This is a genomic window from Flavobacterium saliperosum, from assembly GCF_900100625.1.
Taxonomy (GTDB): Bacteria; Bacteroidota; Bacteroidia; order Flavobacteriales; family Flavobacteriaceae; genus Flavobacterium; species Flavobacterium saliperosum.
Window position 1 is genome coordinate 340,502 of record NZ_FMTY01000003.1, and the last position, 23,985, is coordinate 364,486.

The window sequence follows — 23,985 nt, forward strand, 5'->3', positions numbered from 1 at the left end:
GCCCATTTCTTCTGTAGCCGTAATTTTTAGAATTGACAAATTTTCCTGTTATATTTGCTTCATGCAGTTATCAGTAATCATCCTTAATTACAATGTCCGTTATTTTCTCGAACAGTGCGTTTTGAGCGTACAGAAAGCGCTGGAACACATTGAAGGCGAAATCATTGTTGTGGATAACTTATCGTCGGATGAGAGTTGTGCCATGATGAAACAGCGTTTTCCCAACGTAACACTCATCGAAAACAATGCCAATCTCGGTTTTCCGAAAGGCAATAATATAGGAGTGGCAGCAGCCAAAGGCGAATACCTCTGCATACTAAATCCCGATACCGTCGTTGCTGAAGATACCTTTGAAAAAGTCCTAGCTTTCGCAAAATCAAAGCAGGATTTGGGAATCGTAGGCTGCAAACTCATCGACGGCACCGGAAATTTTCTGCCGGAATGCAAACGTGGCATACCAACACCTTGGGTCGCTTTCACCAAAATCTTTAGCTTGTATAAACTGTTTCCCAATTCCAATCTTTTTAATAAGTATTACGCGCAGCATCTATCGGAAAACCAAACCGGTAAAACGGATATTTTGGTAGGGGCTTTTATGGTGATGCGACGCGATTTGTATCTCGAAGTGGGTGGATTTGACGAAAACTGTTTCATGTATTCGGACGATATCGATCTGAGTTATATGGTGTTGAAATCGGATAAATCGAATTACTATTTCCACGAAACATCGGTGATTCATTATAAAGGAGAAAGTACGGTGCGCGACGAAACCTATATGAAGCGTTTTCGGGAAGCGATGCAGTTTTTCTACAAAAAGCATTTTGGAGGCTCGTTTGTGTTTGATGTTTTAATGCGTGTGGGCGCTTTTGCGTTTGCTTTATTTAAGAAAAATCAAGCTAAGAAAATCAACCGAACTGTTGATGAATATTGGTTGTTTTCCCAAGATGAAATGTTGAGAGAATCATTGGAAAACCATTTGCGAATACCGGTAGTTTTGATGTCAGATGTGAACAGCGCATTGCCGGAAGCCACAGGAAGAAAAGTAGAAATCGTACTGGATAATTCCGCTTTTTCCTTTTCAGCAATCATTAAATTTATCGGATGGAATAAGAACAAAGGATTTACATTTAAAATACGTCCGCAACGTACTGACTTTCTGATTGGTAGTAATCACAGTGATGATCGGGGCGAAATAATTGTATTGAACAAATAAAAATTACTGTATTCGTGGTATGCAGAATGAAAATTTGTTAATTTTGCAAACCAAAGACGAAAACACAACTTTAGTTTAAAGATATGGCAAAGTTTGAATTGAAATTACCCAAAATGGGGGAAAGTGTTGCTGAAGCAACGGTAACCAACTGGTTGAAGAAAGTTGGAGATAAAATTGAAATGGACGAAGCAGTACTTGAAATTGCTACTGATAAGGTAGACAGTGAAGTGCCTTCCGAAGTGGCAGGAACACTTGTTGAAATTCTTTTCAATACGGACGATGTGGTGCAGGTGGGACAAACTATCGCCATCATTGAAACGGAAGGTGGTGCAGTGGAAGCTCCAAAGGCTGAAGCAGTGGCGGCTCCGGTTGCTGAAGTAGCCAAAACAGTGGAAGCGGCAAAAGAAACAGCAGCTCCGGCAGATTTCTCGGATTCGGACAAATTCTTCTCGCCATTGGTGAAAAACATCGCTAAAGAAGAAGGAATTTCATTGGCTGAATTGGAATCCATTCAGGGTTCCGGAAAAGACGGCCGTGTAAACAAAGAAGACATCTTAAATTACGTTAAAAATAGAGGAAGTCAACCGGCAGCGGTTGCAACTCCGGTAACTCCGGCACCAAAAGCAGCAGCAGAAGCGCCAACCCGAGGCTCTGCCGAACTGAGCGCAGCTAAAGCAGCTCCGGTTTCTGTAAACGGTGGCGACGAAATCGTGGAAATGGACAGAATGCGTAAGCTGATTTCCGGATACATGGTGGCGTCGGTACAAACTTCGGCTCACGTACAGTCGTTCATTGAAGTGGATGTAACCAACATCGTGAAATGGAGAGACAAAGTGAAAAACGCTTTCGAAAAGAGAGAAGGGGAGAAATTAACGTTCACGCCAATCTTCATGGAGGCGGTGGCAAAAGCCTTGAAAGATTTCCCGGGAATGAACATTTCGGTGGACGGTGATTTTATCATCAAACGTAAAAACATCAACTTGGGAATGGCAGCAGCTTTGCCAAACGGAAACCTTATTGTTCCTGTAATCAAAAATGCAGACCAATTGAACCTGGTGGGTATGGCAAAAGCAGTAAACGATTTAGGAAACCGTGCAAAAGCAGGGAAACTGAAACCGGACGATACTCAGGGTGGAACCTATACGGTGACGAATGTGGGAACTTTCGGTTCTGTTTTCGGAACACCGATTATCAACCAGCCGCAAGTGGGAATCTTAGCGTTGGGTGCGATTCGCAAAGTGCCTGCAGTTATTGAAACGCCGGAAGGGGATTTTATCGGAATCCGTCAGAAAATGTTCTTATCGCATTCGTATGATCACCGAGTGGTGGATGGAGCCTTAGGAGGAAGTTTCGTAAAACGCGTTGCCGATTATTTAGAAGCATTTGATGTAAACAGAGATTTCTAAAATAGATTATTGAATATATTGTAAAAAAACGGTTAGATATTTCTAATCGTTTTTTATTTCTTTTTCTAGTGAATCTGTATAGAAATCGAAAATTGTCGGGATAGACAAGGCCTGTTAGTGGGTTATTATAGTGCAAAAGTTTAAAAAATAAAAAGGATATCAAGAGAGTATACTCCTAAACTGTAAAAATAAGTATGAAAAATTTTAAAGTGTTTTTTTCGTTATTCTATGCCTTAGTTGTACTGGTGTCTTGTAGTAAAGATGAAGAAACAGTAGTTGATGGACCGTCTGGTTTTAATGCTCTAACAATTGTAACGAAGCAGGCAGTTTTTGTAGCTGATAATTTAAGTTTTACTTCCGGTGGAAAAGCATCAATGGACGTTTCAGATACTAATGAATATCAGGTTGGTATTTGTTATAGTAGTACCATCAATCCGACGGTTTTCAATAATATTGATTATTCTTATCAGATAAATGAAGAAAATTTCAATAATGTCATTCCTAATTTTATTGTTGGACAGACTTATTATATAAAAGCGTTTGTCAGAAAAATATCTACCAATGAGGTTAAATATGGAAATCAAGTTTCTTTTCAAATTCCTGTTTCATTAACGACCAATTGGGCGAAAAATATCTCTGTTACAGGTTTTCAGGTTGATGCGAACGTTGGAAGTATTTTTTCATCAAATACAGAAAGAGGTGTTTGTTACGGTACCAATCACGATCCAACGATTGCCGATAGGATTATTGTCGACTCAAATACCGGTTCGGGTAATTTTACGATTTCGGTCGAGGGAAATGATATGTTTCCGTTTTATTATGTTAATTCCAATACTATTTATTATTTAAGAAGTTATGTAAAGCTTAATGGAGTCTATTATTATGGCAATGAAACATCTTTTAGGACAGCTGGATATATTAATGGTTCTGGAGGGTATGTGTTTTTCGATATGGGGACCGTTTTAGGAATGGGAAGTAATGCATGGCGATATTTAGAAGCGGCGCCTGCAAAACTTACGGCTGCTAATAATAATCATTTTAGTTGGAGCAATTCAGCATGTGGTTATAGTTTCTATCCGGCAATTAAAAACGGAATTGGAGACGGACGGTATAATTCACATTTAATCAGTTACTCTTGTAATTATCCAAATGTTGCAGCAACGGCGTGCCAGACAACCCTTTTAAACGGGAAAAACGATTGGTTTTTACCTTCGATTGATGAATTGAAAGAAATGTATAAATTAAAATATACCGGGCAATTGGATTTTGGCTCAGATGTCTTGTTAAGTTCTTCGCATTTTTCAAGTTCATTATGTTTTGCAATTGACGGTAGTAATGGTAGAACTATGACTGTCGATAAAATGTCTTTACAGGTTGCTTGGCAAGTAAGGATGTTTTTATAAGCAAGTTAAAATTATTTGTAAAGACCTCATTTTTTGAGGTCTTTTTTTATTTGCAGAAATGAGGTTTTTATGTTTTTTAAATTCGTAAATTAGTGGTTATCAAATATTTATGGTTATGAAAAAAATTACTATGCTCTTCGTAACTGCTCTATCTCTTTTTTTTACTGCTTTATTTGCACAACAGGAATACCTGGATGATACTTTCGGAAGTAACGGAATTATTTTTCAGAATTATACCGATACCCTTACGGGAGCGAATTTTGAGTCTGAATTCAAAACAATTGTTTTTCAGCCCGATGGTAAGTTTATTACGGGTTCGAATTTCCACCAGCACGGACCCAATCAAAGATATATTATTAACCAATACAACTCAGACGGGACTTTGAATCCAGCATTTGGAACAAATGGATTTATTGAAAGTAATGTCGATAATAGTATAGGAGCCGTTCAACTTCAGTCCGATGGGAAAATTATAGCCAGTTCCGTTGAGGGTAATTATGATTCATCGTTTAGTTATTTAATCCGTTATAATGCAGATGGCTCTGTTGACAACTCTTTTGGAGTAAATGGAACCGTAATGGATACGGTAAATACTATAAAATCATTTTCAATTCGGTTAAATGATAAAATTGTGGTCGCTAAAATGCCTGATTATGTTGGGTTTTCCCCCAATTTTAAAATTGAGAGATACAGCGCAGACGGTCAGTTGGATGTTGGTTTTGGAACTAATGGGACAGTTGAGTTTTCATTGGTTCAATCAAAAATTTCAGTACAACATCTTGTGATTCAGGATGATGGTAAAATGATGATCTGTGGTTTAGTCAGAAGCGATGACGTTGATGATTACAGTAGTAACATCATACTGTTGCGGTTTGATGATGACGGTAGTTTAGATTCAACTTTCGGAGATGCAGGAATTAAGGTTTTTGATTACAGTTATAACGATTATTTCTACGACCTCTTAATTCAGCCCGATGGGAAATTGATTTTTTCAAGTTCAAGTCATGCAGTGGAATCCATAAACAGAATAATGCGATTAAATGTGGATGGCAGTTTAGACAGAACTTTCGGTAATGGTGGGATTACAACAATAGACTATCCGATTCTTAGAGTGTTCTCAATAAAACAATTGCCAAACGGTAAGCTGATCGTTGCCGGAATTTATGAAACGAGTGTTAATCCTTCTCCCAGCGACAACCCAACACCTACAGCGGTTATGATTGGCTGTTATGATACTAATGGATACCTGGATTTGGATTTTGGTCAAAACGGATATATTATCACAGCCATTGAAAACCATCGTGTTTTAGATGATAAATTGGCCATTCAATCCGATGGTAAAATTCTTGTCGGAGCGACTTTTAGTAATGCTTGGTTTTCTACCCATCCCCGCGCTGCAGTTTTGCGATATAATCCGGATCAGAATTTATCCATTCCTCAATTTAACAACAAGTCTACTTTCTTGCTTTACCCTAATCCTGTCGGGGAAACTGTGACGATTGATTTTACGCTCAAGCAATCCGAAGAATTATCCATTGACTTGTATGGTAATGATGGTAGAAAAATAGTGAATTTATTGAAGAATCAAGAATTTCAATCCGGATTCAATTCCCGAAAATTAGAAATGCCTGACAATTTATCGCGAGGTATTTATTTTTTAACAATCTCCAACGGAACGAATACTGTCAATATTAAAATTGTTAAGTAAAATAATTGTAAATAAATAAGAACCTGTCAGTCTCCGGCGGGTTTTTGTTTTGAAATGATTCCGATTCAACTATATTTGTAGTACATAATAAAGTATAATGGAATTAAAACTTAACAGACCTATTTGTTTCTTTGATCTTGAAACGACCGGAATTGATGTGGCCAAAGACCGAATAGTGGAAATCGCAATTGTAAAAATATACCCAAACGGAAATAAAGAAAGCAAAACCTGGCTGGTAAACCCAACCATTCCCATTCCGCCACAAGCCACTGCCATTCATGGAATCAGCAACGAGAAAGTGGCCAATGAGCCCACTTTTAAGGAATTGGCCTCGCAAATTCACAACATGATTAAGGATTCCGACTTGGCCGGATTCAATTCGGACCGATTCGATATTCCATTATTGGCAGAAGAGTTATTGCGCGCCGAGGTGGATTTCGACATGAAAAACCGTGTTTCGGTAGATGTGCAGACAATTTTCCATAAAATGGAAGAAAGAACCCTGAGTGCCGCCTATAAATTCTATTGCGGACAAAGTCTGGAGAACGCCCACAGTGCCGAAGCGGATACCTTGGCGACCTACGAGATACTAAAAGCGCAATTGGAACGTTATCCTGAGTTGGAAAACGACATGAAAACGTTGTCGGAATTCACCACCCGTAAAAAATCGGTGGATTTTGCCGGATTTATTGCGCTCAATGCGGAAGGTCAGGAAATTTTCACGTTCGGGAAACACAAAGGGGCCTTAGTGGATGAAGTCCTTGATAAAGAACCGGGCTATTTCGGCTGGATTCAAAATGCGGATTTCCCATTATATACCAAAAAGGTGTTAACGGCAATCAAGCTCCGAAAACTGAATACAAAACAGTAATAAATGAGTTTTCAGTCGCAGTTTCAGTTGGGAACTCAATGCCAAACTTAGCGACTCAGTAACTTAGTAACTAAAACGAATGAAAATAATCTGCATCGGTCGGAATTACGCCGACCATATTTCCGAACTCCAAAACGAACGCCCGAGCGAACCGGTCATTTTCATGAAACCGGACACCGCCATTTTGCCGAAACAAACCCCTTTTGTGATTCCCGAGTTTAGTAACGACGTACATCACGAAGTGGAAATTTTGGTAAAAATCAATAAGGTGGGAAAGTACATCGATCCGAAATTCGCACACAAATACTATGATGAAATCGGATTGGGAATCGATTTTACGGCTCGTGATTTGCAATCCGAATTGAAAAGCAAAGGACTTCCGTGGGAAAAAGCCAAAGCATTTGACCATTCAGCGATAATAAGTGACTTTTTATCGAAAAAAAAATTCAGTTCGCTGGAAAATATTAACTTTGAGTTAACCAACAACGGAAAGACAGTTCAAAGCGGAAACACCAGTCATATGTTGTGGAAAATTGACGAATTGATTGCTTTTGTTTCGCAATATTTCACCTTAAAAACAGGCGACGTGATTTTCACAGGAACCCCGGCTGGAGTGGCTAAAGTGCAACCGAATGACGTTTTGGAAGGTTTTATTGAAGGACAACAACTTTTTAGAATACAGGTAAAGTAGATGGCATTACATTATAACTTATCAAAAGTCTATGAAATCTCGGATAACGATACCGAGTTTGCACAGCAAATTATTAATCTTTTCGTTGAAGAAGTACCTCAGGAGTTAAAATCCATGAAAGAAGGTATAGACGAGAAAGATTATCCAAAAACATACGCCTCTTCCCATAAAATCAAACCTACCCTGGATTTGTTGGGAATGGATTCTGCCTATGAAGAAAACCTTCAGATAATGGAGTGGACAAAATCCGAAGGCAAGAAAAAAGAGATTAAAGAAGTTTTTAAAAGCTTAAAAGAACACATTGACAACGCCCTGAAAGAAGTAAAAAAAGATTACAACATTTAACTTTCAGATACAATGCCTAAAGACATCAGAGTAAAATTCAGGGATCATTTTAAAGTAGATGTCCGTACAAAAGACGTTAACTTGTTTGAAGAGGAATTAAACCGAAAAGGAGTAAGTTATTATGTGGACGCTGTCCCTGATGTTTTTTCCGGTTCCTTAGTACAATACTATCTGTTGAATAAAGACAAGGAAATTCTTGAAACTTTTTCCGAGGGTAATGAAATTATTGTGCTTTCTGAATGTCTGGAATATCCCGTGTTTAATGAGGAGCAAAAATTCATGCATCTTTATTTGAAATTGGTGGGTGTTTTTATACTGCTTCTGGTGGCGCTTAAAATCATCGACGAAGTATTGCGTCCCTAGTATTTTTTTTATCTTTTCATTTGGCGCTTAAAATCATCGACGAAGTATTGCGTCCCTAGTATTTTTTTATCTTTTCATTTTCATTTTTCAGCGTTTACATTTTGAATCCGGGAGTGCTTGCTATTTTCTTTGATTCTTTAAATTAAGGGTAGTATCTTTGGGCTTTATCACTTCAGAAAAATGAAAGCAACCATTGTTACTATTGGCGATGAAATACTCATCGGACAAATCATTGACACCAATTCGGGGTTTATAGCCAAATCATTGGATAAAATAGGGATTGGCGTACATGAAATGTTGTCGATTACTGATGACAAACTCCATATTTTAGAAACCTTTGCAAAACTTCAAAACCATTCGGATGTGGTTATTATTACCGGTGGTTTGGGGCCAACCAAAGACGACATCACCAAAAAAACATTCTGCGATTACTTTAAGGACGAATTGGTTACTGACGCTAAAGTATTGGCACATGTAACCGAGTTGATTGAGAATTACTTCAAGCGACCTATCACGCAACTCAATAAAGATCAGGCTTTAGTGCCTTCAAAGGCAACGGTGTTGTTTAATGCCGTGGGAACCGCTCCGGGTATGTGGATGGAAAAAGAGAATACCGTTTTTGTTTCCTTACCTGGTGTGCCTTTCGAAATGAAGCACCTTGTTGAAAATGAAGTCATTCCCAGACTGGTAGCGAAATTTGACCGGCCGTATATTGTGCACAAGACCATTCGCACTTACGGTATCGGGGAAAGTGCCTTGGCCGAAAAAATCGAATCTTGGGAAGACAATTTACCCGAATTCATAAAACTGGCCTATTTGCCCAATGCCGGTCAGGTGCGTTTGAGACTTTCCGCTCGCGGAACCGACGAAGCGCTTTTACATCAGGCAATTGCCGAACAAGTTGCGAAGTTGGATGCAGTCATTCACGAAGCCATTATCGGTTATGATGACGGGGAAAGTATCGAAGTGGTTTTAGGGAAATTATTTACCGAAAAAGGACTTACGATTTCGACGGCAGAAAGCTGTACCGGAGGAAAAATAGCGGCCACGTTAACCTCGGTGGCAGGATCATCGGCTTATTTTAAAGGCAGTATTGTGAGTTACGCTACCGAAACAAAAGTGAATGTTCTAGGGGTTTCGCAGCAAACAATTGATGCGCATTCGGTGGTTAGTATGGAAGTGGCCGAAGCCATGGCGCTGAATATTAAAAAAATAATGAAAACCGATTACGCGATTGCCACCACCGGAAATGCCGGTCCGAACAAAGGCGATTCCGATGCCGAAGTGGGTACGGTTATCGTTGCTATTGTGACTCCCAAAGGTGTGGAAACTGAAGAATTTAACTTCGGACAACCGCGGGAAAAAGTGATAGACAGGGCAGTCAACAAAGCGTTGGAGAAAATTTATAAAGAAATTTTAAAAAACTAATTAAAATAGTTTGTGTAATAGGTTTCTTTTTTGTTTCTTTGCACCCTGATTTTGAATAACGAATATAAAGATAAGTACAATGTCAAGAGTTTGTGAACTTACAGGTAAGAGAGCAATGGTAGGAAACAATGTTTCTCACGCTATGAATAAAACTAAAAGAAAATTTAGTGTAAACTTAGTTAAGAAACGTTTCTACATTCCTGAAGAAGACAGATGGATAACTTTAAAAATATCTACATCTGCTTTAAAAACGATTAATAAGAATGGTATCGCTGCGGTTTTGAAAGAAGCTAAAGCTAACGGATTTGTTAAATAATTCCGTAACCTTAAATAATATATCACAATGGCAAAGAAAGGTAATAGAATTCAGGTAATTTTAGAATGTACTGAGCACAAAACGTCTGGTGTTCCAGGAACGTCTCGTTACATTACGACTAAAAACAAAAAGAATACTCCGGACAGATTAGAGATTAAAAAATTTAATCCAATCTTGAAGAAAGTAACTATTCATAAAGAAATTAAATAATAGTACGTCATGGCAAAGAAAACCGTAGCAACATTACAGACAGCTTCAAAAAGATTGACTAAAGCTATCAAGATGGTGAAATCACCAAAAACCGGTGCTTATACTTTCGTTGAGTCAGTAATGTCTCCAGAAGAAGTGGATGCTTTCTTAAGCAAGAAATAATTCCATAATACAATATATAGAAAAGCTACTTTCATACGGAAGTAGCTTTTTTATTTTTTATATTTGTTGAAATTTTGGAGCCTCCCGATAGTTATCGGGACGCGTGGGCTTTCTTTAATGGTAATTCCTGCTGTCCGCTTTATCTCTCCACTGCGTTGCGAGGATACCGCTCCCATCAGGGCTATGGAAGACTATCGGTTTTAAGACTTAATTTATAACTCATAATTCATAATTTTAAAAAAATGAATTTCTTTAAAAAAATATTCTCCTCCGAAAAAAAGGAAACCTTAGACAAAGGGCTTGAAAAGTCAAAAGCTTCTTTTTTCTCCAAACTGACCAAAGCGGTTGCCGGGAAATCAAAAGTAGACGATGAGGTTCTGGATAATTTGGAGGAAATCCTTGTCGCTTCCGATGTAGGGGTAAACACCACCCTGAAAATCATCGAGCGCATCGAAGAACGCGTTTCCAAAGACAAATACTTAGGAACCGACGAACTGAACGAAATCCTTCGCGAGGAAATCGCCGGTTTGTTGTCGGAAACCAATTCCGGTGAAGCCACCGAATTCGAAATCCCTGCCAACAAGAAGCCTTATGTTATCATGGTGGTTGGTGTGAACGGAGTGGGTAAAACCACAACTATAGGTAAATTGGCCTATCAATTCAAAAAAGCAGGTCATAGCGTAGTGCTTGGTGCAGCCGATACCTTCCGTGCTGCAGCAATCGATCAGTTACAGATTTGGGCGGATCGGGTAGGCGTGCCTATCGTTCGTCAGCAAATGGGAAGCGATCCAGCTTCCGTTGCTTTTGATACGTTGCAATCTGCTGTAGCGCAAAATGCCGATGTGGTAATCATTGACACCGCAGGACGTTTGCATAATAAAGTGGGATTAATGGCCGAGTTAACCAAAGTGAAACGCGTAATGCAAAAGGTAATTGATGATGCCCCACACGATGTGTTATTGGTGCTGGATGGTTCTACCGGACAAAACGCGTTTGAACAGGCAAAACAATTCACAGCCGCAACCGAAGTTTCGTGTTTGGCAGTAACAAAATTAGATGGCACCGCAAAAGGCGGCGTGGTTATCGGGATTTCCGATCAGTTCCAGATTCCGGTAAAATACATCGGAGTGGGAGAAGGTATCGAAGATTTGCAGGTGTTCAACAAATACGAGTTTGTGGATTCTTTCTTCAAATAAAATATTTATGGAGAAGGTTATACGGTTTTTCAAATCGAAATCACCCATAGCTTTTATAGTTATTGGTGTGCTGTTGATTGCGCTATCGTATTTTTTGGAAAAAAAGATGCCCGGTATTTTTATGGGAATGCGACTGCTGGCATTTATCGTTATTTTATACGGACTGATACAATTCTTCAGTAAAAAATAAAAACAAAGGCGTTATTCATATAGCGCCTTTATTTTTTGCCATACTACTTCGTCAAAATCCGAGAGTGCCATATTGGAACTGTCCGCTGCATCTCCCATTCGGATTACCACCATTTTTTTACTCGGGATGACATAGATCTTCTGATCGTTTTTCCCTAAAGCCATAAACATATCATTCGGTCCGGAAGGAATAATACTTCCCGGAAATTGCAATTGACTTTGCGGTAAATGGAAACTCGCTTTTCCGTTCAGCCACCATAAATAACCATAGGCAAGATTGATATTTTGCGATGTGGTGGTAGCGTCATGAAAATAAGCTGAATTTACTATCTGCGTACCATTCCAGTTCCCGTTATTCAAAGCCAGTAGCCCGAATCGCGCCATGCTTCTTGTGGTACTCCAATAAACGCTTAAATCGCCGTTTGGAATCCAGACCCCATTCATTCCTATGCGATCCCTTAATTTTGAATTGAAATACGAATTCCATGTCAAACCACTGGCGGAAGCAATTACATCCTGAAGTTTTACATAAACATTATGATACGCCCATCGTGTGTTGGCATCGGCTACGTATTGAAGATTTGCAGGGGACACATCATCACCTAAAGCATCATCCAATCCAGAAGTCATGCTTAACAGATGTTTACAGGTAATCAGATTTTCTTTTGCTGTCGGAGCGCTGGTCCAACCCGTTCCTAAATAATCGGAAACTTTGGAATTGACATTCAAAAAACCTTCCTGTTGTGCGATTCCGGTCATGGTTGCGGTTAATGTTTTTCCGGCGCTCGCCCAATACCAGTTGTCTGTTGCGGCGTGGCCGTTAAAATAGCGTTCCATAACAATCCTGCCGTTTACAAGGATAATAAAGCCTTTGGTGTGTTTGTCATTCAAATACGTTTCTAAGGGCGTTACTGCTGCTGGATTCCAGCCTAAATCGGCGATGCTTTTCGTTTCCCAGGTAGTTCCGGTTAGTGGCGGAAAATACATTGCTTCGGGTGTGGGGGAAGGGTTTTCTGTTGCCACATCGGAATCGGAATTGCAACCCAACAGGAGAGCCAGAATGAATATCGGTAAAATGATGTTTTTCATTTGTTAAGATTTCGGATAGGACTTTAAAATTAGCGAATAGTTTAATCGGTTTTGTTTTTTCGGAATGGTTTTTACAATTAACTTTGTGAAAATTCAAATCCGATGAAAAAAGTTTTTTCCATAATTCTTGTTGTCTTATTTTTTACTGGTTGTAAACAGCATATCGATGAAAAAGAGTTGGTGAAAATAAACGGCTATTGGGAAATAGAAAAAGCCGAATTACCCGATGGCAGTAAAAAAGAATATAAGGTAAACACCACGATAGATTTTTTTGAAATCAAGGGTAAGAAAGGCTTCCGAAAGAAAGTAATGCCGCAACTTGACGGTTCGTACCTGATGAATGATTTGTCTGAAAACATTGAAGTAGTGAATCGGGAAGGCGACATCATTCTTAATTATGCTACACCCTACGCTAAGTGGAAAGAAGAAATCATTGCACTTTCCGAAGAGAAATTAGTCATCAAAAATGATCAGGATATTGAATATCACTATAAAAAACCAAAACCTTTTTCTGTGAAATAATGGCAAAACGATTCAACGAGGAAAGTCCGATTGGCGATGTTTTAAGACAGTTTATTCAGGAGAATAAGCTGCAGGCCGGTATGGATAAAATTGACGTTCGCGATGCCTGGAAAAACCTGATGGGTAATGGCGTGAATAATTACACTACCGAGATACTCCTCAAAGGAAGCACCCTTTATGTGGCACTTTCATCGGCTGTTTTAAGGGAAGAGTTGAGTTACGGCAAGGATAAAATCATTAAAATGATCAATGAAGAATTACGGAAAGAAATTGTTAATGAATTGATTTTAAGGTAGTTAAAAAAATGTAAATAAATTTATTTTTATTTATTCTAAATAAATTTGCACAGTTTATAAACCTTATTTAGTTTTGCATTAAATATAATCAATCTAAATAAGCTTTATAAAGATGAAAAGCCCTATCAAGTTTTTATTCGCAGCTCTTTTTTTTACTTTTCAATTATACGCACAAAGCAATGGATCAATTAAAGGTACTGTTGTTTCTTCGCAAAATTTCCCTTTGGAAAAGGTTACTGTTGCTACTCAAAACGCTGGTTTCAGTACGTTAACAGATAAAGGAGGGAATTATAACATTTCCAATGTAAAACCCGGAAATTACACCCTTATTATTTCTCACATCGGTTTTACCACTTCATCGGTTCAGGTTACGGTAACCTCAAATTCGGTAACTATTGTTCCAAAAGTAACCTTGGCAGAATCCCAAAATACGTTATCCGAAGTGATTGTTTCCGGAAGTGTAGTCAACAGAACCCTTGCCAATGGTAAGGCTGGTATCAAGACGATTGATTTACCGCAAAGTATTCAGGTAATTAACAGTAAGACTTTGGAACAGCAACAAACACTTAGGTTAAGTGATGTTATCAAAAACGTCAATGGTGTTTACGTAGGTTCGGCCCGTGGTGGTGCTCAGGAATCGTTTTGGTCCCGAGGATACGATATGAGCGCCAACAATATGTTTAAAAACGGCTTCCGTTCCAATTCGGGTTCGATGCCGGAAGTGGCCTCTTTGGAGCAGGTAGAAGCTTTGAAAGGGAGTTCGGCTTTGTTGTTTGGAAATGTTGCCCCTGGTGGTATCATCAACATGGTTACGAAAACACCTTATTTCAGTAAAGGAGGGTCGGTTTCTTTTCAGACAGGAAGTAATGCTTTTTACAAACCAACCATCGACTTTTACGGGCCGTTAAATTCAACAATTGCTTACCGATTCATTGGTTCGTATGAAAACGCCGAAAGTTTCAGAGACGTGGTAACAAGGGATCGTATTTATGTAAATCCATCCCTTCTATTTAAAGTCAGTAAAAAAACCCATATTTTATTACAAGGGGATTATTTGAGAGACAATTGGACTCCCGATTTCGGTACCGGTGCCATAGGAAAAGAATTGGTCGATTTGCCCCGTAACACTTATTTGGGAGCAAAATGGTCTAACGGTTTGACGACTCAGGCGACATTCACAGGTCAAATCAGTTATAAGTTTCACAAGAATTGGAAATTCAGTTCCAATACCTCGATACAGGATTTCGGAAGAAAATCAGAAGGTACAGAACGTATTCAGCCCTCTGCGAATGGAACGTTGAACCGACCATACGGAAAAAACAAGAACACGGAACTTATTACAGCACAGCAGTTCAATCTTCAGGGTACAGTTATGACCGGTTCCGTAAAACACCAATTGTCAACGGGTGTTGATACCGATTACTCTTTTGGTCAGGCGTATACGTATGCTTTTGATACAGCAAATTACGATCAGATAAATATTTATGATCCATCAACGTATGAGAATGATAATGGTAGTATGACAGGTGCCAGAAACTCAAAAATCGTAAGAACGGAAACCAATCGTTTTGGCGGATATGCGCAGGATTTAATCAGTCTTAGCGATAAATTCAAAGTTTTGGCCGGTATTCGTTGGTCTTGGCAGGAAGCACAGGCTATAAATTATAATGAAAAATTAACGGCTGGAGTTCAGGAATATACGCCGGAAAACGATCCAAATCCAAAAAAAGACGCGAAACGTATCGATGCTGCTTTTTCACCAAAAGCGGGATTAGTGTATCAGCCTACCAAAAACACCTCCTTATTTGCCAGTTATGCCAACTCATTTACGCCAAATACAGGGATTGGTATCGATAAACAACCGTTAGAAGCTTCCATTATCGATCAATTCGAAGTAGGGGTTAAGAAAGAATTCTGGAACGGAATTTTAACAACCAACATTACGTTATACCAAATTGTAAACAATAATTTAGCGCAAATGGCCGAATTTGATGCGGAGGGTGCAGTAAATTCAAATTCGCAAATGAAAATTTTGTCTGGAGAAACAAAAAGTAAAGGGGTTGAAGTAGATGTAAACGTGAAACCGATTGAAGGACTTAGTATCCTTGCAGGATACAGTTATAACGACATGCGATTCTCGGATACTGAGGAAGGTATTGTAGGAAGTTTTATCGAAGGCGACCGTGTTGCCAGAACGCCTGCCCATACCGCTAATTTAAGCTTCTTTTATACTGTTCCTTCAGGGAAATTAAAAGGACTTTCCTTTGGTAGTATCGCAAATTATATCGGAGATCGTATTGGAGGATGGAACAGGGATTATGCCAAAGATCCAAACACGAATCAGATTTTTATCCGTGATCGTGAAATTCCAATCAGCGGGTATACTACCATTGATGTTTCTGCCGGATATACTTGGAGACAGTTCTCTATCCTGTGCCGATTGTCCAATATCACAAATGAATTGAACTATACCGTTCATGAGAATTACAGTGTGAACCCAATTGCACCACGTCAGGTAATGGCGACTTTAAAATACAAATTTTAAGATAGATGAAAAGACAAAAACAGCTTAGAGCCATACACCGCGATCTTGGGTATTTCTATTTGGGATTAATCATTTCCTTCGCTTTCTCCGGAATTTTAATGAACCACCGCGAAAGCTGGCATCCCGAAAAATATACAGTGGAATCCAAAGCCATAGAAGTGACATTGCCGCCGGAAGAACAGATTACGGAGAAATTCGTAGAGCAATTCGTCAAAGGATTAGGGATAGAGGATAAGTTCAAACGCCACGGAATCAAGAAAGGAGAATTGCGAATCGCATTTGAAAATACCGATGTGGAAATTGATCTGAAAACCGGAAAAGGCGAGATCGTTACATTCAAAAAAACGCCTTTCATCAGTCAGACCATGAAACTGCATAAGAATACGTCTAACTGGTGGATTTATTATTCCGATATTTTCGGACTGTCTTTAATCATCATTGCCGTTACAGGCGCGTTAATGATTTCCGTAGGGAAACATACTTTCAAACGTCGAGGCTGGAAACTCGCATTGGCCGGAATCTTATTCCCGCTACTATTTTTATTTTTGTTAGCTTAATTTTATAAAAAAGAGAAAACCCATTTCAATTGAAATGGGTTTTTTTATGGAATGCAAATAGGTTTTGGGTTACTCCTGTTTTCTGTTTTGGGCGTGTCCCGAAAAAGGGCCGGGCTTCCCGATAGCTATCGGGACGTTCCAATCTTTTCGGGAACAGAAAAAGTTCCCCAAAAGGATTACCACTGCTATCCCTCACGCAAACCTTGCAAATAACATGTTTAGTGGAAAAGAAACGAACTAAAGTCTAATCACATTAAAATTGTTTCCGTGTATCAAAAGGCTTAGTAGGGACAAAAAAGAAAAACCCACCTCGCAATGCGGGTGGGTTTTGTATTTGGTAATTCTAAACGATTAGAATTGCTCTCTTCCTGCAAAATGGAAAGCGCTTTCAATAGCCGCATTCTCATCACTATCCGATCCGTGAACTGCATTTTCTCCGATAGAAGTCGCATATTTTTTACGGATAGTACCTTCAGCAGCATCTGCCGGGTTGGTAGCACCAATTAAAGTTCTGAAATCCTCAACTGCATTGTCTTTTTCCAAGATAGCAGCCACGATTGGACCTCTTGTCATGAACTCAACCAATTCTCCAAAGAAAGGTCTTGCGCTGTGAACAGCATAAAATTTCTGAGCATCCGCTACAGTTAACTGAGTAAGTTTCATCGAAACGATTCTGAAACCACCTTCAGTAATCATATTTAAAATTCCACCGATGTGTCCGTTTTCAACACCATCCGGCTTAATCATTGTAAATGTTCTGTTAGTTGCCATTTTTGTATTTTTTAATTTGGCGCAAAAGTACTGCTTTCTAATTGAAAAACAACTGCGTTAACAGAAATTTATTTAACAGTTCTAACAATTCGCAATCCGAAAAATTCGTTTGTGGATGTTGGATTCCAACTCAACTGGTTGGATGGTTTTAAGTAATCCAATTTGCTGCTGTCCCAAGAGCCCCCTCTTACCGTACGTTTCTCCCCTCTGTCCGGACCTGTTGGGTTGTCTCTTTTTTCAACCAAATGGTGAATCGGGCTGTAATAATTCCAACACCATTCCCAAACATTGCCACTCATGTCATGGATGCCAAGTTCATTGGCTAATTTTGTTCCGATTTCCTGCGGAGATTTCCTGCTGTTTTGAGCATACCATGCAATCATTTCAAGATCATTGCCTCCGGAATAGGTGAAATTCTGAGATTTGTTACCTCCTTTGGCGGCATATTCCCATTCTGCTTCACTTGGCAAACGGTAACCGTCAGCAGAAAAATCACATACGTATTTCTCTCCTTTTTTGGTGTAGGCCGGTTTCAGATTATTTACTTTGCTTAACCAATTGCAATATTTTATCGCATCGGTCCAGGTAATGTTTGTCATCGGATATTCGTCATTCCATCCCCAAGATGGTCTTGCCGGCATGTTCATTTTATTGGCACTGGTATAGGCTTTCCAGTCGGCAACCGTAACTTCAAATTTAGCCATTTCAAAAGAAGCGACTGTGATGTCGTAAACGATTTTCTTTTTGGTTTTCGGATCTACCGCATTTTCTTTAGGAGACATTTTAAAAGTACCGCCTTCGACCATAACCATTTTAGGTTTCATGTTGGAAATCTGGTAAAAAGAGCATAAAAAAAGTGCCATGGCACTTAAACTTAATAGTAGGTAATTCTTCTTCATATGATAATTTTAACTTTTCTTTAAATTTATGTTGCGAAAATAACACTTTTTCGTTACCAACCTAATTTTAAAAGAAATTTGTTAGATGAAGTGCTTAAAATTATCGATGAAATACACTGATGTAAGTAAAATTTTGCTTTATTCTAAAACAATTATCTTAAATTCTTGGGATAATGGAATTAGTTCCTCAAGTAATCTTTCAAGGAGTCTTTTTCCGTTATCAAGATAGAACTCCGAAAAATTGGCTTTACGTTCCTGTAAACTCTGATTTGGGAATAATTCGTTCTGAATTTCATAGATTCGGAGAAGCTGCTCCTGATGGTTTCTTTTTTCGGCTTTCAGTAATCGTTTTTCAAGATTTTCCAAGCCTTTAAGTTGTTTTCTTTCCTGCGCTTTTACGGCTCCTATAAAAGACTTGTCGGTTTGCATTGCAATTTGGTTCAGTTTGTCGAACTGGTTTTTAAGAAATGCTTTTTGTTCGGAAAAATCCAGATTGAAATTGGAAAATTCAGCGGTTTTTCGATTGGTTACCTCGGTTTGTCCCGAAAATAAATCATGCCACTGCAAATTCAGTTTGTCGACTTTCTGGACTTGCTTTTCCGTAGCCAGTAAAACCGAATTACGAAGCAAAAGTATCGGAAAAGTAATGGCATTGGCTTCAAAATTAGCTTTCAGTTCCAGCCAATACGCAATCTCTCCTCCACCGCCAATATAACAAAGGTTGGGCAGGATTACTTCCTGATATAACGGACGCAAAATCACGTTCGGACTGAATTTCTCCGGATGGTTTTCCAACTCGTTAAGAATTTCAGATTCCGAAAACGTCGTGTTTGTATTGTTTATTCTGTAGTTGGAGCCTTCAAAAACAATGCGCTCTCTTAAATTGTCTTCAATGTAAAACAAATTGATTTCCCGCGGATTTACCTGAACCGTATAGTCTTTCAGTTTTTCATTGGTTTCCGATACCATTTTAAAAGAAGTCTGTTCCAGTAATTCCCGCTTGACAAACGGAACAAACAAACGTTTCAATTCGGCGTCATCTCCGTCGATAATCACTAACCCCTGTTCTTTAAACAATTCGTTGGCTAAAAATCGGGTGGCATCGGTCAAATTAGTATGTTCCAGATACGCTTTTTGAAATAAACCGCGTAAGAAATCGGCATTAGCACCAACGCCCAATTCCTTTGAAAAAACATTGAAAACTTCCTGGAGTCCTTCGGTTGAAATCCTTCCCACGGGGCCGCTGGTTGCTCTGTTCCACTGTATTTTTTTATTTCTGAAATGGAAATAATTGATTTCTTCAAAATCGTGATCCTCGGTTGCCATCCAATATACGGGAACAAAATCATATTCGGGATAGGCATTTTTCAGTTGTTTGGATAAATTGATTACCGAAACAATCTTATACAAAAAATAAAGCGGACCCGTAAAGAGATTCAATTGATGTCCGGTCGTAATTGTAAACGTTTTATCGTTTTTTAATGACTGAATGTTCGTTTTCGTAGCTTCGGAAACATCCAATTTTTGGTATTGCTTCGCCAATGCGTTTACCAAGACGGCTCTGTTTTCCAAAGGAAAAGTAGTCCTTTTTTCTTCGGCCTGTAATTTGAAATGCTCCGGTTTCGGAAAACGATGGTATAAGGACTGTACTTCCGGCTTCTGATTCAAATAATCAACAATAAGCTTTGAAAAATATCCGGAATTCTGATAACTGATACAGTCGGTTGGCATAGCATTTTTTTTTATTACCGCTAAAATAACAAAAATAAATGTAGCTGAATTCGGTTTAACAAAGACTTATAAATTCGGCTTATCGTTTCAGTGTAAAATGACCGCGATGTTCTTTTCCGTTTTTACGGGTTACCACAAACCAATAATCATCGGAAGGTACCGGCACACCTAAGTAAGTGCCATCCCAACCTTCGGAAGCATTCCCCAACTGTTTTAAGAGTTTTCCGTAACGGTTGAATATTTTTACGGTCAGATCCGATTCTTTTTCCGAAAATTTGATTCTCCAGAAATCATTATACCCATCGCCGTTCGGAGTGAAAAACTTAGGATGAATAAGTAAATACACCTCATCAGCCACAACGCCACAGCCGTGTTTGTCTCTTACATAAACGGTATGTTCTCCCACTTCCAAATCATAAAAAGTAGAACTGTTTTGATAATTAATCCCATCCAATGAGTATTCGTAATCACCCAATCCGGTGACAGATACTGTAATGATGTTGTTTTCGGGTGTCCAGTCCAATATGTCGAAATTTGTTATGGTTGCCGGATTGGATAAAACGACCTTAAAGGTTTTGGTTGTACTGCAAATTACCGAACCGTGACTCTCCGTTACGGTCAAAGTATAATTTCCGGCCTGCGAAATCACCGCGGTTGGGCTTGTACTTCCGTTAGACCAGGTATAGCTGTCAAAAACAGCATCTTCCGTTACGGTAACGGTATGGTTTTCACACAGGTAATATAAATCGTCTATGGTAATAACCGGTGTTGGGATTAAGGTTAAATCCAAATTGGCTATACTGAAACAACCGTAGGTATCTTTTACCACTACATAGATGATTTGGTTGGTTGTATTCAAATTATAACCGCTGTAATTGGTAATACCTTCCGCTGTCAGTTGATTTTGAGCCCCATTCAGTGAGGTATAGTAAGCAAATGTATAATTCGAAGGTGTTGATACGAACATAGGATTATAGAGCGATAAATTCACCGGTTCGTTTCCATTGTTCAGATTATCACAAATCAGCGTACTGTAATCGGTAACCACCGGAAGCGGTCGGAAATAGGAGCTGATAAATGCATTTTGGATGTTAGATATACAATTCAAACCTTTTCGCACTCTTAACTGTAAATTGGCGCCATTATTTAAATTGCCTAATGTATTGTTGGTTGACCAGGTTACTCCACCGTCAAAACTGTAAAAATCGGCAGGAGTTGTTATGATTATCGTGGCATATTTGTCACAGCCGGCATCATCTATAGTGTAGGTAGGGCGACTGTTTTCAAAACTGGTTAAATACACATATACATTTGGAGACGTGCATCCCTGAGCATTTTTTATTTTGATGATGTAACTTCCCGCAGCAAGATTGTTGAAAGTGTCTGAGGTTTGCCAGGTTGTTCCTCCATCAGAACTGTATTCCGATGCAGGGGTGGTCACTGTGATACTACCCAAGTTGGAACAATAAGGAGCAACAACGGAATACGTTGGGGCTGATAAAAACTGACTGTAAAATACGACACTATTAAAATTGGAAATACAGCCAAATTCATTTTTAGTACGAATTAAATACGTTCCAATCGGTAAATTGCTTGCGGTATTGCTGGTGGTCCATGTAACCCCGTTATCAAAACTATATTCTGTTGCCGGAGTGGTAATAGTGATACTGCCCAAATCATCACAATTCGTTGGATTAACACTGGTGTAAAGTGGGTATGAAGATAAATACGGAACGAGGTTAATAGGCGAACTGTAGGAAATACAGTTGTTTATCGTTTTTATTTTTATGCGATAGGTACCAACCTGTAAGTTGGTTGCAGTGTTGTTTGTGGTCCAGGTCACACCATCATCATAACTGTATTGCGATGCCGGGGATGCTATCGTTATGGTTCCCGTGTTTACAAAACAAGTGGGTTGCGTAACCACGATAGTAGGCGATACCGCAATTTGACTTGGTAAAATAGTTACCGAAGCATTCGCCACACATCCGTCGCTATCCGTTATTGCAACGCTGTATGTTCCTACGCTGTTAACAACTGTGTCGCGAGTCGTATCACCGTTAGACCATAAGTAGGCACTTCCCGGGGAGGCGGTGAGTGTGGTACTCCCACTACAAACATTTAAAATACCGGAGATGGTTCCGGAAGGATTTTTTACCATAACCTGAAAAGCTATGATTTTATAACAGGTAGCATCTTTCGTTACTCTCGCAAAAATGGTTGACGAATAACTTTCGTGATTGGTAAAGTTCGTTATCGGATTTGTATCGTTAGTGGCATCGATTAGTGTGGTGAAATAACTTAACGTCAGTCCCGTCTGTGTCCCGATAATTTGGGTGTCTACAGTGGTAAGGTCAAAAAATTCTTTCCCGTCATCATTTCCGTCACAAAGTTTCAGTACGCCGGTTTGCAGCGTAAAATTACAATCGGGAGTACAGTTCATAAATGAAATATCCCACCCCGGATTAGCATCGGTATCGCTTGCCGAACTGAAATTCGTTCCCGCACAGTCAGATTCGGTTACACCGTAATTGATAACCACACCCACATTGTAATTTCCGGTTATGGTATCAGGTAAATTGGTTCCGTCCAACTGAAAACAGAAGGTATTGTTGGTCAAATCCAAAGCAGATGTGACCGAAGTGCTGTAAATAACCGCATTCGTACTGTCGTAAACATTCAGCGTAATGGCTTCTACAGAAGCCGCAACACCTCCGGAATTCGGCACTGTAAAAGTACCGCAAACAGAGAGTGGTAATGTCGGACAAATTTGATACATAGGATCTAATTCGATACTTCCCTGAAGGTTCTCATCAGAGTGCAACAAACACAAATCGTCAATATAAGCATAGCCAAAATGACCGCCCAAACCGCATCGTGCACCGGTAAACTCGATGGTAAATTCTTCATTGTTAGGAATAGAAGAGATGTCAAGGCTTCCGGATTGCCAATTCTGGGTGTACAAAACAATGCTTCCGGCTTCATAATTTGGAGCTTGCGTAAAGATACAGTTGGTTGGATCACCGATTACACAGAACTCACTCACTACGGTACCGTTTCGGTTGATAATTCTCGCCTTGAAAAAGGGTTGTTCGTTAAAGTGTCCCGAATCTTCAATACTTTGAAGCACCGCTTTGTAATTAAAAATCACATTGGTTTCATTGTTGGTTTTGAAGCGTTTGGCCTGAACTACACCAGATGTTGTATAAGAGTCCTTGTGATTTATTTTCAATGCAAACTGATCAAAGGCATTGATGTTTCCAATGAATTCATCAATATAATTGGAAGGCACTGTCGATGCCATTAAACTATTCTGATTCGGATTATACTGTGCAATATTCTGATTGGCAGTTGTAGTTGGGGTAACACATTGTGTAGGATTGATTGGGTTTGCGGTCGTATATAAAAAATGCTTCAGAACCGTTGCGCCGGAAGCGATTTCAAATTCTTCGAAATTACTGTTACTGCACAAATGGGCCGGAGTTAAGGTAGCTCTGGAAGTGGAGGTACTCTTGTTGTTTACATTTAATTCTTCCTGTCTCTTTAAGAAATACAATGCACGCTGCACCGAATCGGTTATTATTTTACCGTTGCGGTCTTCAATAATTTTAGTTTTGAACAGACTATTGTCCGAAATTCGATTTGGGTTCGTATTTTGGGAAAAAAGCAGTGTGGAAAACAACAAACAGCCAACAAGAAATAAATGCCTCACTTTAATTTTTTTTTGCAAAACTAAGAGAAATGTTACAACTATTCTTATAAAAACAAACATTTAAACAAAACCTTACAATAAGTTCACAGTTTGATTTTTTTATGTGATAAACTGAATTGTTCAGGTGTTAAAAAAATGTAATAATGGTATATTTTAATAAAATGGGGGATTTATCTTTTGAGCGTAAAGTGACCCTGATATTCTTTTCCGTTTTGGCGTGTAACCATTTTTTGATACCCAATCACGCCTTTAATATCTAAAACAAAAGGAAATCGATAACGAAATCACTGAAAAAATAAACGCACTACGATATCGAGAAAATTCAGCAAATCCATGACATCATTAAAAATATGGAGTAATTT

23 protein-coding genes are annotated in these 23,985 nt (G+C 39.0%); 18 read left to right on the forward strand and 5 right to left on the reverse strand.

The window, feature by feature from the left end; translation table 11 throughout:
• Positions 1 to 61: 61 nt before the first annotated feature.
• The 14 genes from BLQ05_RS07875 (at position 62) to BLQ05_RS07940 (ending at position 11,502) form a co-directional block, all read left to right on the forward strand.
• A complete protein-coding gene (locus BLQ05_RS07875) occupies positions 62 to 1,213 on the forward strand; it encodes a glycosyltransferase family 2 protein (protein ID WP_023577081.1) in 1,152 nt (383 codons plus the stop codon).
• An 83-nt stretch (positions 1,214 to 1,296) separates the two neighbouring features.
• Positions 1,297 to 2,619, forward strand: coding sequence for a dihydrolipoamide acetyltransferase family protein (locus BLQ05_RS07880; RefSeq protein WP_023577080.1), 1,323 nt, complete (start codon positions 1,297 to 1,299; stop codon positions 2,617 to 2,619).
• A gap of 194 nt (positions 2,620 to 2,813) precedes the next feature.
• The gene (locus tag BLQ05_RS07885) at positions 2,814 to 4,022 is read left to right on the forward strand and encodes a hypothetical protein (RefSeq protein WP_023577079.1); all 1,209 of its coding nucleotides are present in this window, start codon (positions 2,814 to 2,816) and stop codon (positions 4,020 to 4,022) included.
• A 115-nt stretch (positions 4,023 to 4,137) separates the two neighbouring features.
• Complete coding sequence (locus BLQ05_RS07890; RefSeq protein WP_162147785.1) at positions 4,138 to 5,730, forward strand: T9SS type A sorting domain-containing protein; 1,593 nt, start codon at positions 4,138 to 4,140, stop codon at positions 5,728 to 5,730.
• Between the two features lie 97 nt (positions 5,731 to 5,827).
• The gene (locus tag BLQ05_RS07895) at positions 5,828 to 6,601 is read left to right on the forward strand and encodes a 3'-5' exonuclease (protein WP_023577077.1); all 774 of its coding nucleotides are present in this window, start codon (positions 5,828 to 5,830) and stop codon (positions 6,599 to 6,601) included.
• A 79-nt stretch (positions 6,602 to 6,680) separates the two neighbouring features.
• Positions 6,681 to 7,292 (forward strand): fumarylacetoacetate hydrolase family protein, encoded by a 612-nt coding sequence (locus BLQ05_RS07900; RefSeq protein WP_023577076.1) that lies wholly within the window; start codon positions 6,681 to 6,683, stop codon positions 7,290 to 7,292.
• Positions 7,293 to 7,637, forward strand: a complete 345-nt coding sequence (locus BLQ05_RS07905; protein WP_023577075.1) for an Hpt domain-containing protein — start codon at positions 7,293 to 7,295, stop codon at positions 7,635 to 7,637. It abuts the gene before it with no gap.
• 12 nt (positions 7,638 to 7,649) lie between these two features.
• Positions 7,650 to 8,000 (forward strand): hypothetical protein, encoded by a 351-nt coding sequence (locus BLQ05_RS07910; RefSeq protein ID WP_023577074.1) that lies wholly within the window; start codon positions 7,650 to 7,652, stop codon positions 7,998 to 8,000.
• 180 nt (positions 8,001 to 8,180) lie between these two features.
• Positions 8,181 to 9,428, forward strand: coding sequence for a competence/damage-inducible protein A (locus tag BLQ05_RS07915; protein WP_023577073.1), 1,248 nt, complete (start codon positions 8,181 to 8,183; stop codon positions 9,426 to 9,428).
• Between the two features lie 79 nt (positions 9,429 to 9,507).
• Entirely contained in the window at positions 9,508 to 9,744 is a 237-nt protein-coding gene (gene rpmB, locus BLQ05_RS07920) for a 50S ribosomal protein L28 (RefSeq protein WP_023577072.1), read from the forward strand.
• A gap of 27 nt (positions 9,745 to 9,771) precedes the next feature.
• Positions 9,772 to 9,954: a 50S ribosomal protein L33 gene (gene rpmG / locus BLQ05_RS07925; RefSeq protein WP_035654704.1), complete on the forward strand. Its 183-nt coding sequence runs from the start codon at positions 9,772 to 9,774 to the stop codon at positions 9,952 to 9,954.
• Positions 9,955 to 9,963: 9 nt separating this feature from the next.
• A complete protein-coding gene (locus BLQ05_RS07930; RefSeq protein WP_023570098.1) occupies positions 9,964 to 10,116 on the forward strand; it encodes a DUF4295 domain-containing protein in 153 nt (50 codons plus the stop codon).
• A gap of 242 nt (positions 10,117 to 10,358) precedes the next feature.
• Entirely contained in the window at positions 10,359 to 11,312 is a 954-nt protein-coding gene (ftsY, locus tag BLQ05_RS07935) for a signal recognition particle-docking protein FtsY (protein WP_023577071.1), read from the forward strand.
• 7 nt (positions 11,313 to 11,319) lie between these two features.
• Positions 11,320 to 11,502 (forward strand): hypothetical protein, encoded by a 183-nt coding sequence (locus BLQ05_RS07940; RefSeq protein WP_023577070.1) that lies wholly within the window; start codon positions 11,320 to 11,322, stop codon positions 11,500 to 11,502.
• An 11-nt stretch (positions 11,503 to 11,513) separates the two neighbouring features.
• On the opposite strand, the gene BLQ05_RS07945 is transcribed toward BLQ05_RS07940, so the two are convergent.
• A complete protein-coding gene (locus BLQ05_RS07945) occupies positions 11,514 to 12,590 on the reverse strand; it encodes a serine hydrolase domain-containing protein (protein ID WP_023577069.1) in 1,077 nt (358 codons plus the stop codon).
• A 102-nt stretch (positions 12,591 to 12,692) separates the two neighbouring features.
• On the opposite strand from BLQ05_RS07945, the gene BLQ05_RS07950 reads away from it, so the two are divergent.
• The 4 genes from BLQ05_RS07950 (at position 12,693) to BLQ05_RS07965 (ending at position 16,510) form a co-directional block, all read left to right on the forward strand.
• Positions 12,693 to 13,112 carry a lipocalin family protein gene (locus BLQ05_RS07950; RefSeq protein ID WP_023577068.1) on the forward strand — a complete coding sequence of 140 codons (420 nt, stop codon included), beginning with the start codon at positions 12,693 to 12,695 and terminating at the stop codon, positions 13,110 to 13,112.
• Complete coding sequence (locus tag BLQ05_RS07955) at positions 13,112 to 13,408, forward strand: DciA family protein (protein WP_035654702.1); 297 nt, start codon at positions 13,112 to 13,114, stop codon at positions 13,406 to 13,408. Before BLQ05_RS07950 ends, BLQ05_RS07955 begins: the two co-directional genes overlap by 1 nt.
• Before the next feature lie 112 nt (positions 13,409 to 13,520).
• Positions 13,521 to 15,953: a TonB-dependent receptor gene (locus BLQ05_RS07960; protein WP_023577067.1), complete on the forward strand. Its 2,433-nt coding sequence runs from the start codon at positions 13,521 to 13,523 to the stop codon at positions 15,951 to 15,953.
• A 5-nt stretch (positions 15,954 to 15,958) separates the two neighbouring features.
• Entirely contained in the window at positions 15,959 to 16,510 is a 552-nt protein-coding gene (locus BLQ05_RS07965) for a PepSY-associated TM helix domain-containing protein (protein WP_023577066.1), read from the forward strand.
• Positions 16,511 to 16,861: 351 nt separating this feature from the next.
• Here the strand turns inward: BLQ05_RS07965 and BLQ05_RS07970 are convergent, their stop codons facing one another.
• From BLQ05_RS07970 to BLQ05_RS07985, 4 genes are all read right to left on the reverse strand, one after another.
• Positions 16,862 to 17,281: a nucleoside-diphosphate kinase gene (locus tag BLQ05_RS07970; RefSeq protein ID WP_035654699.1), complete on the reverse strand. Its 420-nt coding sequence runs from the start codon at positions 17,279 to 17,281 to the stop codon at positions 16,862 to 16,864.
• A gap of 68 nt (positions 17,282 to 17,349) precedes the next feature.
• Positions 17,350 to 18,180 carry a formylglycine-generating enzyme family protein gene (locus tag BLQ05_RS07975; protein WP_023577063.1) on the reverse strand — a complete coding sequence of 277 codons (831 nt, stop codon included), beginning with the start codon at positions 18,178 to 18,180 and terminating at the stop codon, positions 17,350 to 17,352.
• A gap of 138 nt (positions 18,181 to 18,318) precedes the next feature.
• The gene (gene bshC / locus BLQ05_RS07980; protein ID WP_023577062.1) at positions 18,319 to 19,911 is read right to left on the reverse strand and encodes a bacillithiol biosynthesis cysteine-adding enzyme BshC; all 1,593 of its coding nucleotides are present in this window, start codon (positions 19,909 to 19,911) and stop codon (positions 18,319 to 18,321) included.
• Between the two features lie 79 nt (positions 19,912 to 19,990).
• Positions 19,991 to 23,623: a T9SS type B sorting domain-containing protein gene (locus tag BLQ05_RS07985; RefSeq protein WP_023577061.1), complete on the reverse strand. Its 3,633-nt coding sequence runs from the start codon at positions 23,621 to 23,623 to the stop codon at positions 19,991 to 19,993.
• Positions 23,624 to 23,985: the final 362 nt, after the last annotated feature.